This is a genomic window from Pontibacter sp. LHS1 (assembly GCF_058932855.1).
The window spans coordinates 41106-58190 of record NZ_JBZYWF010000008.1; the positions used below are offsets into that span (position 1 = coordinate 41106).

General features: G+C 49.5%; 14 protein-coding genes. 6 read left to right on the forward strand and 8 right to left on the reverse strand.

Annotated elements, in window-relative coordinates; all coding sequences use genetic code 11:
* Window positions 1-46: 46 nt before the first annotated feature.
* From AC5FXQ_RS15625 to AC5FXQ_RS15640, 4 genes are all read right to left on the reverse strand, one after another.
* Window positions 47-802 carry an outer membrane beta-barrel protein gene (locus AC5FXQ_RS15625; RefSeq protein WP_493603355.1) on the reverse strand — a complete coding sequence of 252 codons (756 nt, stop codon included), beginning with the start codon at window positions 800-802 and terminating at the stop codon, window positions 47-49.
* Between the two features lie 180 nt (window positions 803-982).
* Entirely contained in the window at window positions 983-1546 is a 564-nt protein-coding gene (locus AC5FXQ_RS15630) for a hypothetical protein (RefSeq protein WP_493603356.1), read from the reverse strand.
* A gap of 164 nt (window positions 1547-1710) precedes the next feature.
* Complete coding sequence (locus tag AC5FXQ_RS15635) at window positions 1711-4155, reverse strand: TonB-dependent receptor (protein ID WP_493603357.1); 2445 nt, start codon at window positions 4153-4155, stop codon at window positions 1711-1713.
* Window positions 4156-4464: 309 nt separating this feature from the next.
* Window positions 4465-5898: a DEAD/DEAH box helicase gene (locus tag AC5FXQ_RS15640; protein WP_493603457.1), complete on the reverse strand. Its 1434-nt coding sequence runs from the start codon at window positions 5896-5898 to the stop codon at window positions 4465-4467.
* 716 nt (window positions 5899-6614) lie between these two features.
* Here AC5FXQ_RS15640 and AC5FXQ_RS15645 point away from each other — a divergent pair.
* Entirely contained in the window at window positions 6615-7766 is a 1152-nt protein-coding gene (locus AC5FXQ_RS15645; RefSeq protein ID WP_493603358.1) for a CaiB/BaiF CoA transferase family protein, read from the forward strand.
* A 120-nt stretch (window positions 7767-7886) separates the two neighbouring features.
* Window positions 7887-8558 (forward strand): hypothetical protein, encoded by a 672-nt coding sequence (locus AC5FXQ_RS15650; protein WP_493603359.1) that lies wholly within the window; start codon window positions 7887-7889, stop codon window positions 8556-8558.
* A gap of 74 nt (window positions 8559-8632) precedes the next feature.
* On the opposite strand, the gene AC5FXQ_RS15655 is transcribed toward AC5FXQ_RS15650, so the two are convergent.
* Window positions 8633-9391: a phenylalanine 4-monooxygenase gene (locus AC5FXQ_RS15655; protein WP_493603360.1), complete on the reverse strand. Its 759-nt coding sequence runs from the start codon at window positions 9389-9391 to the stop codon at window positions 8633-8635.
* A 479-nt stretch (window positions 9392-9870) separates the two neighbouring features.
* On the opposite strand from AC5FXQ_RS15655, the gene AC5FXQ_RS15660 reads away from it, so the two are divergent.
* Together AC5FXQ_RS15660 and AC5FXQ_RS15665 are read left to right on the forward strand one after the other, a co-directional pair.
* Complete coding sequence (locus AC5FXQ_RS15660; RefSeq protein WP_493603361.1) at window positions 9871-10860, forward strand: alkaline phosphatase family protein; 990 nt, start codon at window positions 9871-9873, stop codon at window positions 10858-10860.
* Between the two features lie 85 nt (window positions 10861-10945).
* A complete protein-coding gene (locus AC5FXQ_RS15665; protein ID WP_493603362.1) occupies window positions 10946-12085 on the forward strand; it encodes a hypothetical protein in 1140 nt (379 codons plus the stop codon).
* Window positions 12086-12140: 55 nt separating this feature from the next.
* Here AC5FXQ_RS15665 and AC5FXQ_RS15670 read toward each other — a convergent pair whose 3' ends face one another.
* The 3 genes from AC5FXQ_RS15670 to AC5FXQ_RS15680 all read right to left on the reverse strand — a co-directional run bounded on the left by AC5FXQ_RS15670 (window position 12141) and on the right by AC5FXQ_RS15680 (window position 15116).
* Window positions 12141-14015, reverse strand: a complete 1875-nt coding sequence (locus tag AC5FXQ_RS15670; protein WP_493603363.1) for an ABC-F family ATP-binding cassette domain-containing protein — start codon at window positions 14013-14015, stop codon at window positions 12141-12143.
* A 96-nt stretch (window positions 14016-14111) separates the two neighbouring features.
* The gene (locus tag AC5FXQ_RS15675) at window positions 14112-14468 is read right to left on the reverse strand and encodes an SPW repeat domain-containing protein (protein WP_493603364.1); all 357 of its coding nucleotides are present in this window, start codon (window positions 14466-14468) and stop codon (window positions 14112-14114) included.
* Window positions 14469-14588: 120 nt separating this feature from the next.
* On the reverse strand, window positions 14589-15116 hold the full coding sequence (locus AC5FXQ_RS15680; RefSeq protein ID WP_493603365.1) for an RDD family protein: 528 nt from the start codon (window positions 15114-15116) through the stop codon (window positions 14589-14591).
* Between the two features lie 310 nt (window positions 15117-15426).
* Here AC5FXQ_RS15680 and murI point away from each other — a divergent pair, with 310 nt between their 5' ends.
* Window positions 15427-16242, forward strand: a complete 816-nt coding sequence (murI, locus tag AC5FXQ_RS15685) for a glutamate racemase (RefSeq protein ID WP_493603366.1) — start codon at window positions 15427-15429, stop codon at window positions 16240-16242.
* A gap of 132 nt (window positions 16243-16374) precedes the next feature.
* Window positions 16375-16926: a Cj0371 family chemotaxis-regulating polar lipoprotein gene (locus tag AC5FXQ_RS15690; RefSeq protein ID WP_493603367.1), complete on the forward strand. Its 552-nt coding sequence runs from the start codon at window positions 16375-16377 to the stop codon at window positions 16924-16926.
* Window positions 16927-17085: the final 159 nt, after the last annotated feature.

Genomic DNA, 17085 nt, shown 5'->3' on the forward strand with positions numbered 1-17085 from the left:
ACTATACCTTGTCGTTTTAATTTTGTTAGGAGCCTGTGTTTTCCTTTTACTCAGCTTCCTGGTCTTTCTTTTTTGCCCGAAGCAGGTAAGTAGCTGATATGATCCAATCATTGTTGTTGTAGGTATAATAATAGCTGGTCGCATTGTGCTCCCCATAGTGTAGTTGACCTCCAGCATGATAGGTAAAGGACACTTTGATATGCTCACCAATGGAAGAAGACAAACCGGCAAATACCTGGTGCTGAAATCTTTTAGCAGAAGAGAAGGTGTCAAACGGATCGAAACTGTTCTCGCCTCTACGTGTTTCTTGACCTTCCTGCACAAAAATGGATCTGCCGCTCTCTTCTCCTTTTATAAAATAGTTTGGTCTATACCCTACAAAAAGAGATGGTTGGAGCTTCCAGTCAGATAGTACAAAACCTGCAGAAACAGGAAAGCTAAGCTTGTGCATGGTCTTATTCTCCCAATACTCATAGGAGTAGTTCTTCTTCGTATGATAATCCTTGTCTTTTTGGTTGAAATAATAACGCGTACCTGCCAGCTGATACTGCGCCCCCATTGTAAAGCGGATGTATCGCTTCACTGTCAGTTCAGTTGCTAGTCCCACAAGCGGACCCGGGAGTGGGTTTGTCCTTTCAAATCTCTTGCCTTGTCCGGTCTCTGTGACAGAGGACATACGCTCTGGAAGTTGTGAGATTGAAAGGCCAAGTTCTCCGCCATATCGGAAGGTACTTTGAGCCTGTACTGCCTCATGTGAAACTAGGGTTGATAGAGTTATAATCAGGAGTAGAAGTTTTTTCATTTTGTATTCTTCTTTTGAGGCTTGATGTTATTTAGAAAAAAGGAAGCTGATATTTACAAACCCGGTCTAAAGTTAGTAAATATCAGCTCCGATATGATTTAGGTTTATTTTAAAACAAAGCATCTGATGCTTTCTTCTATAACAGGAGAGTCCGTTGACCATTGCCTGTCTGGAGTAATTTTAGAACCTGTAGCCTATTCTCAAACGCAGATCCAATACAGCATCTCCTGTGTTCTCAGAATATCCTGCACTTTTGGAAAAAACGTGGCGGTAACCTAGTCCAACTCCTGTTTCGTAATTGAAATGCCTGCCGATATTCCTTCTGATACCCCATGTTGGAATGATCGTGATCTGATTTATCACATTTATATTTTCGTAATTGGAAAGAACAAACCAATCGGGAATGTAAGTGGATCGCAAGGAAATAAAGCTACCACTGTTCCCGGAAATGTCTTTTGATTTCAGGACCCTCTTGTCCAGGTTATAGTAGAACTTTGGCTCGGCGGACAGCGTCGGTACAAATATGACCCATGTTTTCTCATGAAGACTGCCTCCCAGAATTCCCGTGTTAAAACCGAACTCACTTCTGAAGGCGATCTTATTGGTTAGCCTGGCTTCGTTGTGCGCCCAAATTCCAAGGAAACCCACCTGTATACCTGAGGTAGATTTTTCTACACTGGCCTCTTGTGCTTTTGCTATAAAAGTCAGACTTAAAAGAGCGAGGGTAAATACGAGCGTTTTCATATGGGATCGTTATTTGCCTTGATAGAAAAGTATAGCCGGAGCTTTACCTGCTTACTTCCAAAATGTGGGAGTAAGGTAAACGCAGTTTTATATGCTGCAAGGCTTATCAGGTGAGACCAGGAGCCACCTCGCTGAGCGGCTCCCGGAGCTAACCTAACAAAATTTTAATTCGCACCGCCGCCTGACTGCTCTCCAGCCTTCACATCGTCGTTCTTGATGCCACGTTTCTTGCGGGCGATGTCTCCCTTCAGCTTACCGAAGCGGTAGTTGAAGCCTACACTGTAGTGGCGCATCAGGAAGAAGTTCTCCTGCTTCTGTGTGAAGCGCGGGTCGTTGATTTCGTTCAGGAAGCGTCGGTTTTTCTGGAACGGGCTGTTCACGGAGAAACTGATCGTCGCCTTGTTGTCTTTCAGGAACTGCTTATTCACCGACAGGCTGTTCCAGATGTATCCAGCAGAGCGACCCTGCAGCAGGATGCGGGAGGAGTAGTAGCCAATGTTGCCGCTTGCCCGCCAGCCCTTCTCGAAGCGGTAGCTGGAGTAGCCGAACACATTGTAAGTGAAGCCCTCGTTATTCTGAGGCACGCCGTCGATGACGCTGGTCAGCTTCACATAGTTGGTAGTGGAGTTCAGGTTAATGCTCAGTTTCTTGAACAGTGTGGTGTTGCCGCTCAAAGAGAAGCCGTAAGTCTGATTGCGGCCTATGTTGCCGTAAGTAGTACGGGCCACAGTGTCTGAGCCAAGCGTGGTATAGCTCTGGATGGAGTTGTTGGTGAAGTTATGGAAGATGCTCGCATTGATAGACGTTCCTTTCACGAAAGTATTATAGGCCAGGTTAAACACATTGTTCGTGGCCGGATCGAGCTTCGGATTACCAAAGCTGATGTTGCGCGGGTCGATCTGGTTTACATACGGGTTGAGGTAGTAGAGACTCGGCCGCTCGATGCGCTGGGTATAGGACAAGCGCATGGTACTGGCACCCTTTAATTTGCGCGACAGGGTGATGTTCGGAATCAAATTGAAATAGTCGGGAGTAGCCACCGTTCCTGATGACTTAAAGTTCGCATCGATTCTGGTTTCTTCCAGACGGGCACCGGTTTTCAGACCCCAGTCACCTTTTTTAAGGCTTAACGAAGTATAGGCCGCATAGATATCCTGGCGGTATTCGAAGCTGTTGGTCAGGTTCTCGTCGATCACAAAATTGCCTGTTTCGGGATTTTGGTTGCTGTAGAAGTAATCGCTGCTGTTCAGTCGTAAGATTGTTTTCACACCGAACTCGAGGGTATGCTTTTTGATCGGCTGCACATAATCAGCCTGCATGGTATGCTCTACTGAACTGCCGTCATTGTCCGTCTGGCTTACCTGGCCATTGAAGTTGAGCACTGGGTCCAGTATGAAGTCTGAGCCGCTGCCATTGCCGCTGTTGCTTAGCCTGTAAGAAAGGGTGAACAGCTGATCTTTGTTTTTCTTGAAGGTGCGCTGGTAGTCAGCACCAAAGTCACTCCCCTTCCAGGTAAAGTTGCCATTGTTCAAACGTGTGTAAGCCTGGGTCAGTGCCCCTGTGGAGTTAAACAGATCGACACGCTGCGCCAGTGTGTTATTGCCGTTGTTCATGTTCATGCTGAAGTTGGCCGTGAACAGGTTTAGTGTGTCCATCTCGTAGCTGAACTCACCGCTCGCGTATTGATAGGTATTGTCGTTTCGGCTTTCTCCAACCTGCTGCAGTACCGTCTGGCGTATGTTGTCCTCACGGTACAAGTTGTTGCTGTTGGCTGGGCTGTAATAGGAGCCGGTACCAAAATAGCCTGAAAAACCCGCCTTGCCTACTTTGGCAGTCAGGTAGCCGCCAAAATTGCTTCCTCTCGGGCTGGAAACCTGCGCATTGACAGAGCCATTGTAGCCGCCTATGTTCTTTTTATGCGTGATGATGTTGATGATGCCGCCCACGCCTTCGGCTTCGTACTTGGATGGCGGGTTAGTGATCACTTCAATGCTTTTGATGGTGCTGGCCGGCATGCTTCTGAACACATCTTTCGGGCTGCGCACAAAAAGCGAAGAGGTTTTGCCGTTGACAAGTACCCTGTAGTTGCTGTTGCCGTTCAGTTTGATGTTGTCTTCCGCATCCAGGCTTAGCAGCGGCACCTTGCGGAGCATGTCCAGGGCCGTCATGGTCTGGCTTTCGGGGTCGGCATCTACGTTATAGGTGAGTTTGTCGATGTCCTGTTCTACCAGCAGCTTCTCCGTCACGATCTGCACTTCCTTCAGTTGTTTGGCCGAAGAAACCAGGGGTAACCTGCCCAGGTCGATGGTCGTGCCGGTAAAGGCGGGGAGGGGCAGCACTTTGGTTTTGTAGCCCACATATGAGAGCACTAATTGGTATTGCTTCAACTCAAGGCCCGTCAGCTCAAACGAGCCATTGTCTCTCGTGAAAGTGCTTTTGATTGCCTGGCTCTTTCCTGCTTCCTGCACTACTACCGTGACGTAGTCCAGAGAGGCCTGTGTTGCGGAGTCGGCTACAATGCCTTTGATGGTGCCTGTCGGTGCAGTTGACTGAGCAAAAGCCGAACATGCCAGGCACCAGAGGAGTGCCAGCAGTAAAGTTTGTTTCATATAGAAATAAAGTGGTTTGAAAGACACTAGCCGTCTTTGGTTGCGAAGCCAAAGCTCCTCACTTCACATGAACCTGAGACTTAACCGAGCATACATGCAGTGGAGACTAATTTGTAACGAGTAGAAAGGTATCAAATAATATATATTAATCTGTAAATATTATATAAACCCTCGTTTTCTATAGATGAAAAGGTGTTTTGACCTATAAAATTAGTTGTTGGAGGGGATAATGTATAAGAGGTGCTCATACACCAGGTATAGCCCCTGTTAAACAGAAAAGGCCTCTCCGGTAGGAGAGGCCCTTTCTGTTTAGTTATTGTCCTGCGAAACTGGCGGCTTGCTGTTCTGTGGGTTAGAATCGTTTGGCTTGTTCCGGTTGCGGTTCCTGTTACGATTACGGTTTGGCTTCTGTCCGCCTTCCTGCCCCTCTGCCTTTGGAGTGCCTTGCTCGCTTCTTGGCTGCGGGTTAGCAGCTTTTATTGGTCTGTTGTTACCTTCATTGCGTGGGGCTGCACCTTCCGGTTTCGGTCCTCTGCGACGATTGCGGTCTCTGCCACCACCTTCACCTGAACGCTGGCTGCCGCCTGGTCTTCCTCCACCTGTTCTTGCGCCGCCTTTGCCGCCACGTCCACGGCCCATGTCACGACGGGTCGGGTCGAATACCGGAGCCGGGCCAAAACCCTCCGGAAGCGGAAGCTTAGGCAGGTCACGCTCGATCAACTGCTCTACCTTGCGCACGCGGTACATGTCATTCTCATTTACAAACGTAATGGCCATACCAGTAGAGGCGGCACGGGCTGTACGGCCCACACGGTGCACATAGTCTTCGGCATCCTGTGGCATGTCAAAGTTTACCACATGGCTCAGGCTGTCAATGTCTATACCTCTGGATAGGATATCCGTGGCTACCAGGATCTGGTACTTGCGGTTCTTGAAGCCTTGCAGCGCCTTCTCGCGCTCTTCCTGCGTCAGGTCCGACATAATACCTTCCGCCTCAAAGCCCATCTTGCGCAGCGAGCGCACGATCTGGTTTACGTTTGACTTACGGGAGGTGAAGATGATCATGTTCTGCACTTCTAGCTCACGAATCAGGTGCTCCAGTAAAGGCAGCTTCTGGCTGTCGTAAGTCAGGTATAAACGCTGGTCTATACCTTCGGCCGGCTTAGAGATGGCCAGGTTAATCTCTTCAGGCTGCTGCAGAATCTGCTGCGACAGGTCACGAATCTTCTTCGGCATAGTAGCTGAGAAGAGGAGTGTCTGGCGTTCGGCAGGCAGTGCACGCACGATCTTCAGGATGTCATCCATAAAGCCCATGTCCAGCATCTTGTCAGCCTCGTCGAGCACCAGGTACTTCAGTTGGTCCAGCTTTACATAGCCCAGAGCCATGTGCGACATCAGGCGACCTGGCGTGGCTATAATAATATCGGCACCACCGGTTAGGGCGCGTTTTTGCTGCTCCCACTCATCGCCTTTGCTGCCACCGTAGATGGCGATAGAACTAACCGGGGCAAAATAGCCCAGGCCTTCTACCTGTTCGTCTATTTGCTTGGCCAGTTCGCGTGTCGGAACCAAAATAAGGGTGCTGGTGAAGTCGTAATTAGCGTGCGAAATGCGATCGATAAGCGGTAACAGGTAAGCGGCAGTCTTGCCGGTACCTGTCTGTGCGCAGGCGATAATATCCTTCTGCTCCAATATGAGCGGAATGGCCTGCTGCTGTACCGGTGTCGGGGTATTGTAGCCCATTGACTCAATTCCGGTGATCACATCTTCGTGAAGGTTGAATGAACGAAAATCCAAAGTTATCTCTATAAAATTATTTTTATGCCTTAGCGGCCTTTAAACCGCATTTATTGTGGTAAAGATACGTTTTTTTTACCTTATCTGAGAAAAATTTAAAAGGTTATGTTATTTATATTGAAAATTATATTAATATTGCATCGTCGATCAGCAAAGAATAGCACAATACATTTATAAAGTTGGAGCTGCATTCGAAAAGTTAAAAACATTAGAAAATCGCTATATAGATAGAATGTTTTAAATATGAACAGAATTGCAAAATATTTTATTAGCTTATATAACTTAAACAATATTAAATTTTAATTACATAGATTTTTTTATATTAACGCCGAAACATTTGATTAGGTGAGGCGTAAATAAGCCCAAAGTGATATAAACAATCATCTTAAAACATATAAAAGAAAGATTTATTTAAAATTAAAATGAAAAAAGCTATACAAGAATCTCCGAACTTCTATCTTCTACTGGGCGTTAACATCATCAATGCTATTTTCTTTTTGATATAGCAGCCCTCCTGATCGGGACCTAATTTTATACATAGCGAAATCATACAGGCAGCTCTTCTTCGGAAGGGCTGCTTTTTTTATCCCCTTTTTGATAGCTTTGTTTTCAGAGCGACAGCCTGAGGCAGGCGTGCGCCCTATCACTTATACCTTAAGAAGATGGCTGAACCCGTTTTTAGAAATATGCTGGTGCTCGAGCTGGCCAGTGTGCTGGCAGGACCTAGTGTAGGGCAGTTTTTTGCAGAACTTGGCGCTACAGTGGTAAAGCTTGAAAACGCCGCCACTGGCGGCGATGTCACCCGTACCTGGAAACTGGCGACTGAGCAGGGGAGTACGGATGTTTCAGCTTATTTTTCCGCGGCCAATTGGGGCAAGCTCTCAGTGGGACTCGATATTACACAGCCGCATGCGCTTGAAGCAGTGCACCAACTGGCCACCAAAGCCGATGTTGTGATCGCGAGCTATAAGCCCGGCGATGCTGAGAAACTGCAGGTCGATTACCGCACGCTGGCTCAACTCAACCCCAGACTGGTTTATGGACATATTTCAGGCTATGGGCTCGAGGATCAGCGGGCAGGTTATGATGCCGTGATACAGGCTGAGAGCGGATTCATGTACATGAACGGCACTGCTGACGGACCACCCACCAAAATGCCCGTTGCCCTGATGGATATTTTGGCGGCGCACCAACTAAAGGAAGGTATATTGACGGCGCTCTTGCTGCGTGAGCGTACCGGGGAGGGCAGGTATGTGCAGGTTTCGCTTTTTGATGCTGCTGTCTCAGCGCTGGCCAACCAGGGCACTAACTACCTGGTGGCAGGGCATAGCCCACAGCGCATGGGGTCTGAGCACCCCAACATTGTACCCTACGGCAGTGTGTTTACCTGCAAAGACAGTCTGCGGGTAGTGCTCGCCATAGGTGATGATCGACAGTTCAGGCGCCTTTGCCAGGTGCTGGGGGATGCGGGGTTGGCTGATCACCCACACTTTGCCACCAATAATGCGAGAGTACAACATCGGGAGGCTATCAACCAACAGTTAGAGCAGCTGATCAGGCAGCACGAGCGTACTGCGCTGTTGCAGGAGCTGCACAGGCTGCATGTGCCGGCTGGTGCCGTAAACAGCGTGCCCGAAGTATTTGAGCAGCCACAGGCCAGGCGCATGTTGCTGACCCAGCCAGGTGGCCCCAGTGGCATCAGGCAGGTAGCTTTTGTGGGAGAGGGGATGGCAACAAATGAAGTGGCCCCTCCACCAACCTTTGCACAGCATCATGAGCAAGTACTCAGGCAATTTATAGCACCTGCTAAGTAGGATGATTCTTAGCCTGTTAAATGTAAGCCAGCAAGGTTGGTATACCTTGGCGAAAACCGCTTGAATAACTATTTCTGAAAGATTAGAGTAAAAAATACAGCACCCGAAACAAGCATAAGTATGAAAGATAGACTCGACGATATAATACAAGGCCTGCAGCAAAAGTCGGCTACAAAGCAGGCAATATACCGCAACACCTACCAGACCTTTACGCGGATGAAGGAAATCTCGCAGGAGATTGTAGAGGAGCTGACCAATCGGATCACGACGCACAATGCGGATGTTGTAATCGAATACAAGGCGGTAACCGATCTGGAGTTTCAGATCAAGTTCTCTGGTGATCTGCTTGTTTTTGTCATGCATTCCAACATCGTCACGTTCCCTGACGATTACGAGATCATGCGCAACGATTATGTGGAAGAGGACTTCCGCCGCCGGTTTTTCGGACACATCATGGCGTACAACTTCATGGCTGATACTGTTAAATACAACCGCCTCGACGACCCGGGCTACCTGGTTGGCCGGATGCTCATCAACATCGAGAATCACTTTGCCATAGAAGGTGTAAAGCAGATGGACCTACCCTACGACCGCATTGCCCGAAATGTAATAAATGATGACATGCTGCGCCTCATTGTGGAAAGCGCCATGGTGGCAGCTGTGAACAACGACCTGATGGGGCAGGATGTCTCGGACATTGAACGCATCACCTACAAGCAGAAGCTCGAAAACTCACAGCTGTCGAGGCCACGCAAGCTAGGTTTCATAATCAACCACGAACTCACGCACTAAGCTGTATCTGTAGGTATAGATAAATCCCGCCAGCAGGAGGTAGCCTATACCTGTTGCTGGCGGGGCTTTTTATGTCAGGCAGTGGTCGCTAACTCATCCTGGGTGCGGAGCTGCTGCAGGGCCGCTTCAATAACTGGCAGGCTCCCGAGTAGCTGCTCAAAGTTCTGAATACAGAAGTACTGGCTCTGGAACGTCTCTTTGATGTAGGCCGTGTCCAGAATATGGTCCACGTCAAAGTCGAACTTCACGCTTTCATCAGATACAGACAGGTTGCTCTCGCCCATTGAGGAAAGAATGCCGGCGCCGTAGATCTTTGCCTTCTGGCCAGGCTTGCGGAACAATCCGAATTCAATCGTGTACCAGTAGATGCGTGTAAGGCGGTCAATAATATCGGGGCGGTCGAGGTGGGTAAGAGCCAGCTCGGATAGCTTGGCCAGGAACTCGCAGTACACCGGAATAGTGAGCAGCGGCACGTGGCCAAACACGTCGTGGAACATGTCAGGCTCCTCGAGGTAGTCGAGCTGGTCCATGCGGCGCACCCACACCGTGGCCGGGAAGCGTTTGCTGGCAATCAACTGAAAAAACAGCGCATCATCGACTATGCCGGGAGCTGCCACTACTTCAAACCCTGTCAGTGGCCTGAGCTTTTGGTTTATCTCATTGAAATCAGGTATACGGTCGCGGTTGAAGCCGACTTTCTCCAGGCCCTCCATAAACTCAGGTATGGCTTTGTCGGGGAGGTTGTGCAACTGGCGGTCGTAGAGGATGGCCCATACCTGGTGGTTTTCGGTTGTGTAGCTGCTGTAGTTCTGTGTCAGGTCCATGGATGTCATACGGTTTGATTTTTAGTTTTTGGAATAGGTATAAAATGAAAAAAGCAGAGCGAAAGCTCTGCTTCAGTTGTATCAGTCAGGGGCCTTGTGGACTTTTCCTGTTTAAGTGCGGTATGTAAGTCGCCTGATTGCCTGAGAGAGCGCAGTAGAGCAGCGGTAATAATAACCGTAGCAATAATAGGCGGCACGATAGCAATCAGCGGAAACAGCATGCAGCAGCACGATACCAAATGGCAAAGGCAATGAGAGGCTCGCTATGGCTGCTGGTTTAGACATGTGTTTATTTGATGTGCGCAATGAAGCGATAATCACGAGTAAACGCAAACTATTCTGACAGGTTTTCTGATTTTTTCAGATCAACCTGGCTGTTTGCCTGAACTCTAGCGGATATCGTATACCTAAGTATAGGATTTTATGCCCTTTTATTTGTGTCAGGTATGGGAGCTTACCCCGGATATTCAAAATTGCGTTGCCGCCGGTTGCGTGCAGGTAGACTGCAGGTGCTGCTGGCCCTGGCTACAGCGGCTCTGCTTGGTTCCTGTGCTACAACAGGCGGAGGAGCAGGTGGTCTTCGCTCCGAAAATGTGATCATCCTGGTGATTGATGGGGTGCGCTATTCGGAAACATGGGGGGCGGTGCCGGGTATCATACCAAATATGTCCCAAAGTTTGATGCCGCAAGGCACCTTTTGCAATAACTTCCGCAACGAAGGCTATACCTATACCAATTCGGGGCATGCAGCTATCACGACAGGTATAAACCAGCCCATTGACAATTACGGAGCCGAGCTTCCCGCTAACCCTTCCTTCTTCCAGCACTGGCTAAAGCAGACAGGCAAACCCTCTACAGCCGCCTGGATCGTGTCGAGCAAGGACAAGTTGGACATCCTGGGCAACACTCTGCACCCAGACTGGCAGAACCAGTTTATGCCCTCACTTAACTGTGGCGTCAGTGGGCCAGGCAGTGGCTACCGGGCTGATTCCCTGACGCTGGCGGAGGTGCTGAAGGTGCTGCAAGCCGATCAGCCGAACCTGATGCTGATCAATTTTATGGAGCCCGATGGCTTTGCCCATGCAGGTAACTGGGAGTATTATCTGCGCGGTATTTCCCGTGGTGACCGCTATGCAAAGCAACTCTGGGACTTCCTGCAGAAAAACCAGCACTACCGAAACAAAACAACGCTGCTGATCACCACCGACCACGGGCGCCACCTGGATACGGTAGAAAACGGCTGGATAGACCATGGTGATGATTGTGAGGGTTGTCAGCGCATCAGCCTATTGGCTCTCGGACCTGACTTCCGGAGGGGTGGATTTGTAGAAACAAAGTATACGCTGGCTGATATTTCGGCAACAGTGGCTCCAATGCTTGGTATGGCCTTCCCTCAATCGGAAGGAGCGCTTATGACTGAACTGTTTACACGTCGCAGCCTGCGCAGGCTGCCAGCAGGCACCGTGCCTGTGCCCTGATGCCTGTACCTGGGCCATACGCCTAAGGTATAGGCTGACTTGATTTGTGTCGCTACGGGCTGCATCGCTTACCTGTCCCTATTTAATGGCAGCTTCTGTATGTACTGGTGATTTCAAGCGTCGGCTATACCTGTTGGTGTGCGCTGTACTGCTGTGCATCCCTTTGCAGGGGCTGGCGCAGGTATACTCAACTGAAAGCTCACATACTGCGACACAGCTACGCAAACAAGTGGCCAAACCAGCCGACCTGTTTTCGGAGGACTCGCCGCTGAAGTTTACGCTAGTAGTTAATTACCAGCGGCTGCTGAAAGACCGTGGCGATGAAAGGCAGTATCACACAGCCACCCTTTCTTATGCCGACAACACAGGCACTGTCGTGACCCTGCCGTTGCGGGTGATGGTGCGGGGCAACCGCCGTCGCGATGTCACCGTCTGCCGCTTTCCGCCGCTCATGCTCAACCTGATCCGCAAAAAGATGCCGGCAGGTTCTATCTTCGAAGGGCAGAACAAACTGAAGCTGGTGACGCACTGCATCGGGGATGAGTATGTGCTTCGGGAGTACCTCGTGTACAAGGTATACAACATTTTGGCTGAGGAGAGTTTTAGGGTGCGTTTGTGCCAGGTAACCTATGCCGACAGCGCTGGGAGACGCAAAGAAGAAGTGCGCTATGCTTTTCTGATAGAGGATGACAAAAGCATGGCCAGCCGCACAAACATGAAGCTTATACCTGGTAAATTACGCTTAAGCATGGACCACGTTGACCCGAAGGCCATGGCCCGGCTAGCCCTTTTCCAGTACATGATCGGCAACACGGACTGGTCTGTGCCTTACCGGCATAACATCGACCTGCTGGCACCTGATTCTCTTTCAGCGCCTATACCCGTGCCTTTCGACTTTGACTACGCAGGTATAGTAGGCGCCCCCTATGCTTCACCGCCTCCTGAGCTGGGTATAAAGTCTGTAAAACAGCGCCTGTACAGAGCGTATACTTTCCCGGAAAACATCCACCGGGAGATAGTCAACACATTTAACGCTTACCGTACTCCGATTTATGCAGTATACAGGCAGTGTGAGCCCCTGAGTAAAACAGGGCTGCGGCAGTCTCTCAAGTACCTTGACAGTTTTTACGACATCATCAACCACCCCCGCAAGTTTGACCGGGAAATCGTGAAGGTGGGGGAGCGTAACGGGAAAGCTTATGTGACCGTGAAAGGCCTGAAATGAAATCGCCGAAGCAAACAAGTTGATTCGGCGATTTTAAGGTATAGCTGCAAGGTGCTTACATGATCTCGGAGAGCTCAAGCCAGCGCATCTCTTTTTCTTCAAGCTGCTCGTTTAGCTGCTCCAGTTCTTTGGCCCATTTGCTAAGCTGCTCGTGGTCAGTGGTAGTGCCGGAATTCATGGTTTCGATGATCTCTGCTTTACGCGCCTCGAGTTGTGGCATGGTCTTCTCCAACTCTTCAAACTCTTTTTTCTCCTGGTAAGTCGGTTTGCGCTTGCCTGTCGTCGGTTGTTCCTGTTTTTTTTCGACAACAGGAGCAACCTGCTTTGGCTCCGGCTCGGTTTTTTCCTGCTCCTTCAGCCACTCACGGTAGTCAGTGTAGTTGCCCGGGAAGTTGCGGATCTTGCCTTCGCCCTCAAACACAAACAGGTGCTCTACCAGTCGGTCCATAAAGTAACGGTCGTGGGACACCATCAGCAGACAGCCGCCGAAGTTGAGCAGGAAGTCCTCCAGTATGTTGAGCGTGATGATATCGAGGTCGTTGGTAGGCTCATCGAGTATCAGGAAGTTGGGATTCTTGATCAGCACGCGCAGCAACTGCAGACGACGCTTCTCACCACCGCTCAGCTTGCTCACAAAGGTATACTGCTGCGGCGGGGCAAACTGGAAGTGCTGCAGGAACTGACTGGCTGTGATCACCTCCCCGTTGGCCATCTCCACTACCTCCGCAATTTCCTTCACGATGTCGATCACGCGCTGGTCTTCCTTGTAATCCAGCTCATCCTGGGTATAGTAACCGAACACAGTCGTCTGGCCGGCGTCGATGGTGCCGCTATCGGGTTGCAGTTTGCCAGTGAGCATGTTCAGGAAGGTAGACTTGCCCGCTCCGTTCGGACCCACGATGCCGATGCGGTCTTTCTTCTTGAACACATATGAGAAGTCATCTACGATCTTCTTGGAGCCAAAAGACTTCGAGATATGGTCTACCTCGATGATCTTGCCGCCTTGTCTGGTGGTTTTCACAGACAGTTCCAGTTGCGGAGCCGCTGTTTTCTTGGCGGCTTTCTCCTTTAGTTCCTCAAAAGCGTCGACTCTATACTTGGCCTTGGTGCCGCGGGCTTTCGGCTGACGTCGGATCCAGTCGAGCTCTTTGCGCATCAGGTTGCGGGCTTTCTCGGTTTCTACGGCGGCCATCTCTTCACGCGAAGCTTTCTTCTCCACAAAGTAGCTGTAGTTGCCTTTGTAGGTATAGAGCTCCCCGTTGTCGAGTTCGGCTATCTCATTGGCCACTTTGTCGAGGAAGTAGCGGTCGTGCGTCACCATCAGCAGGGTTGTGTTCTGGGTAGATAGCAGGCCTTCGAGCCACTCAATGGTGTCGAGGTCCAGGTGGTTGGTGGGCTCATCGAGAATAAGCATGCTGGGCTCTTCAATAAGCACACGGGCCATAGCCACCCGCTTGCGCTGCCCACCCGAGAGTTGTTTTATCTGTTGCTCAAGGTTATGTATACCTAATTTGGAAAGAATCTGCTTCACTTTGATCTCAAAATCCCAGGCCTGCAGTTCGTCCATGCGCTCCATTAGGTGCTGCATCTTCTCCGCGCTGGTGTCAGGATGGGAGATGGCCACTTCGTATTCGCGGATGACGTCGAGTACTTCGCCCTGTCCGCCGAAAATGGTCTGCTGCACCGTCAGCTCTTCGTTAAACTCCGGATTCTGGCCCAGGAAACCGATCGTTACTTCTTTTCGCACGCTCACGCTACCCTCGTCAGGCGGCAATTTGCCTGCCAGCACATTTAGCAGCGTGGTTTTGCCGGAGCCGTTCACACCTACCAGGGCGACGCGTTGCCCCTGGCTGATGCCAAAATTCAGGTTTTTGAAAAGCCAGCGTTCGCCAAAGCTTTTCGAGATATTTTCTGCGGATAGGTAATTCATAGTGCAAATTTAGGTATTTCTGCGCTATGGGCAGGCAAAATAAAACAGGCTGACTTGATGAAGTCAGCCTGTTGCGTTACACATGGTTTATGTCGCTTATCTTACAGTTTCTTCGTGTGCCACATTGGTTTTATAAGCTCTGCTTGGTGTGCGGTGTGTGGTGAGCGATGCCAGTATGGAGAATACACCAAAGATCAGATGTGGTGTAAACACATAGTCAGCAAAGCCGAACAGCCACGGCGATAGCGCCAGAATGACACCTATACCAAAGTCGAGCATCAAGTGCGTCTGCATCGGAATCTTCTTTACCAGGCCCATCTCAAAGTCTGTTAAGATTGTTTGCAGGAGCACCATTGCACCTATGACAACAGGTACCCAGGTTTCAGCACCACCGGCGGCAAAGTCAAACAGCCAGGGCGATGCGATAAGCAAAATACCATATAGATAGTCCAATATTCCGTGAAAACGGGTTGGGATAAAACGCATAATTACCTCCTTTCTTGTTGTTGTACAGGATATAATATACGGTTCATTCTATGAGGTGTTGGGTATATAGTAGAAAAATAGTGCAATTTACTGCTCAGTCATTACCAGGGTGCGGGCCACATGATCGTGCAGCGCCTGCTTACGGCGGGTGAATTGAATGAGCAAGAAGCCAAGTAAAAGCGGTAGCGCTGAGAGGATGCGAGAAAAGTAGCGTGCATTTGCCTGCAGGAAAGAGATGCGTTTGCCTCGCAGGTCAGTCACTTTTAAGCCCAAGGTAAACTTGCCAATAGTAGCCTGCTTTGGAGAGGCCTCCAGCAAGGTATAGTACAGCCAGTGCAGAACAGGGAAGTAGAGACTGTAAAAGAATAGCTGAAGCACCGCCTCAAACTCCAGCATACTAATGTTCCCATCGATCACTACTTGCTTCCATGTATTGAACTGCAGCGAGTTCTCCGCCATGGAGTACAGTATGATCGAATACCAGAACACCAATATAGTTGTGTCGATCAGGAATGCCACAAAACGACTGATAGAACTACCATACAGGGGCGTGCGTTTCACCACAGGTGACGCAGGCGAGATGATGAAAGCGGAGTCAGTGATAGCTGTAGACATAAGGGCTAGGCTAGGAGGTGGATAATCTGCTTTATCTGCTCTGTTGATAAAGCCAACGGGTGTCGTACTCAGGGAACTGAGAATTAAAATAGCAATTCCCTTTGTATAAAGTAGTTAAATATAATCAAATAAAATTTTTTCACAAAATATATTGTAAAAATAATATTCAGTGCCGCCGCTCAAGGCGACAAGTTGATTTATAACTCAATAATAAGTTTGAAAAATTCAATTGTGGTATCAAAATAAGTGAATGACCTTAAAATTATGGTGAACATCTTATTTTGTGGGTTTTAACATAACTTCGCACCATATGGGAGACAGAAAAAACATGCACCCGATCGGGGTATTTGACAGTGGCATAGGGGGGCTTACTGTAGCGCAGGCAATTGTGGCAGAGCTGCCAAACGAGAAGCTTATATACTTTGGTGACACCGCTCATCTGCCTTATGGTGATAAATCTACGGCTGCCATACAGGCCTATGCCGTGAAGATATGTGATCTGCTGCTCCGGCAGAACTGCAAGGTGATTTTAATTGCCTGTAACTCAGCATCAGCGGCGGCTTATGAGCTTGTAAAGGAATATGTGGGCAGCAAAGCACGGGTGTTGAATGTGATAGATCCGGTGGTAGAGCATATTGGAAAAACTTATGCGGGCAAAACGATCGGACTTATTGGGACAAAGCAAACAGTCAACTCCAATGTGTATCGCAAAAAAATAGATGAACTGGATTTGGCTATCACGCTGAAGTCACATGCCACGCCGCTGCTCGCTGCTATGATCGAAGAGGGCTTTTTCAATGATTCTATCTCTGAGAATGTGATTCACGCCTATCTGTCGGCGCCAGAGCTGCAGGGTATAGAGGCGCTTATTCTGGGTTGCACGCACTATCCGCTTATCAAGAAGCAGATCGAGAATTACTATCAGGGGAAAGTTGATGTACTGGACGCCAGCCAGATCGTGGCCAGACATGTGCGGCGGTTTCTGGAAACCAATGACCTGACCTCAGACGAGCTGCAGGGTGATCATGCTTTCTTTGTATCTGATTTTACTCGGTCATTCGAAGAGAGTACCCGCATCTTCTTCAAACGGAAGGTGCACCTGGAGCACTACCCACTGTGGGAATAGGGATTTTGTAGGGCCAGGTTGCGACACGTCCGAATCGTGTACTGGCAATCAACAAATCAACCATCCACCGATTCCCCGACTTTCAGAAATCCCGTAAAAAGAGTACCTTTATATATCAACGGAGATAATCTTATGAAAAAGCGATATTTGACCATCGGTGACTTCAAGCGCAATGCCTTTATTGTGGCCGCCGCCGCTACCATGGGACTCACTAGCTGTGATTCAAACACGCAGACAAATGATGAATGGAACGCGGGTACAGAAGTGCCAGTGCCGGATGGGATTGTAACGGAACTCACAGAAGAGGCACCTGACCAATGGAAGATCACCGACGAGCGTACCACAGCGCCTGGCCAGAGCATGGCGATCCTAAAGTATAACGACGGCCGCGTAGATACGCTGCAGGGCCTGGCACTCGAGAACCAGATGCGTGACATTGCCCAAAATGAGCAGCAATATTCCCAAGGCGGCTTTGGCTTGGGCAGTGTGCTGTGGTGGAGCGGCATGGGCTTTATGGCCGGCCGCATGATGTCACCAAGACCTGCTTACTATGCCAACCCGGGCGTAATGAACAATACAGCCGCATGGCGCCAGAATGTGCAGACTTACCGTCAGCAGTCTACAGCGCCGCGTACAGGCCGAAGTGGCTATTTCCGTGGACGTAGCGGCGGAGCGGGAGCTTAATCTTAAAGAACAGGAAAAGCATTCTTGCTGTTTCGCAAGGAAAGTAGTCCGGCGACCAGGTATAGCGGTGTGCTCCTTTTAGGGAACATGCCTTGTATGGAAGGTATCAGTATAAGCTATGCTGCTTGTGCCGATACCTTCATTTGCGTATCAACCTTT

What these genes read in the sequence shown, in the direction of transcription:
- AC5FXQ_RS15625 (WP_493603355.1), bottom strand. Translation starts at nt 802, where the DNA reads ATGAAAAAACTTCTACTCCTGATTATAACTCTATCAACCCTAGTTTCA.
- AC5FXQ_RS15630 (WP_493603356.1), bottom strand. Translation starts at nt 1,546, where the DNA reads ATGAAAACGCTCGTATTTACCCTCGCTCTTTTAAGTCTGACTTTTATA.
- AC5FXQ_RS15635 (WP_493603357.1), bottom strand. Translation starts at nt 4,155, where the DNA reads ATGAAACAAACTTTACTGCTGGCACTCCTCTGGTGCCTGGCATGTTCG.
- AC5FXQ_RS15640 (WP_493603457.1), bottom strand. Translation starts at nt 5,898, where the DNA reads ATGGGCTACAATACCCCGACACCGGTACAGCAGCAGGCCATTCCGCTC.
- AC5FXQ_RS15645 (WP_493603358.1), top strand. Translation starts at nt 6,615, where the DNA reads ATGGCTGAACCCGTTTTTAGAAATATGCTGGTGCTCGAGCTGGCCAGT.
- AC5FXQ_RS15650 (WP_493603359.1), top strand. Translation starts at nt 7,887, where the DNA reads ATGAAAGATAGACTCGACGATATAATACAAGGCCTGCAGCAAAAGTCG.
- AC5FXQ_RS15655 (WP_493603360.1), bottom strand. Translation starts at nt 9,391, where the DNA reads ATGACATCCATGGACCTGACACAGAACTACAGCAGCTACACAACCGAA.
- AC5FXQ_RS15665 (WP_493603362.1), top strand. Translation starts at nt 10,946, where the DNA reads ATGGCAGCTTCTGTATGTACTGGTGATTTCAAGCGTCGGCTATACCTG.
- AC5FXQ_RS15670 (WP_493603363.1), bottom strand. Translation starts at nt 14,015, where the DNA reads ATGAATTACCTATCCGCAGAAAATATCTCGAAAAGCTTTGGCGAACGC.
- AC5FXQ_RS15680 (WP_493603365.1), bottom strand. Translation starts at nt 15,116, where the DNA reads ATGTCTACAGCTATCACTGACTCCGCTTTCATCATCTCGCCTGCGTCA.
- murI (WP_493603366.1), top strand. Translation starts at nt 15,427, where the DNA reads ATGGGAGACAGAAAAAACATGCACCCGATCGGGGTATTTGACAGTGGC.
- AC5FXQ_RS15690 (WP_493603367.1), top strand. Translation starts at nt 16,375, where the DNA reads ATGAAAAAGCGATATTTGACCATCGGTGACTTCAAGCGCAATGCCTTT.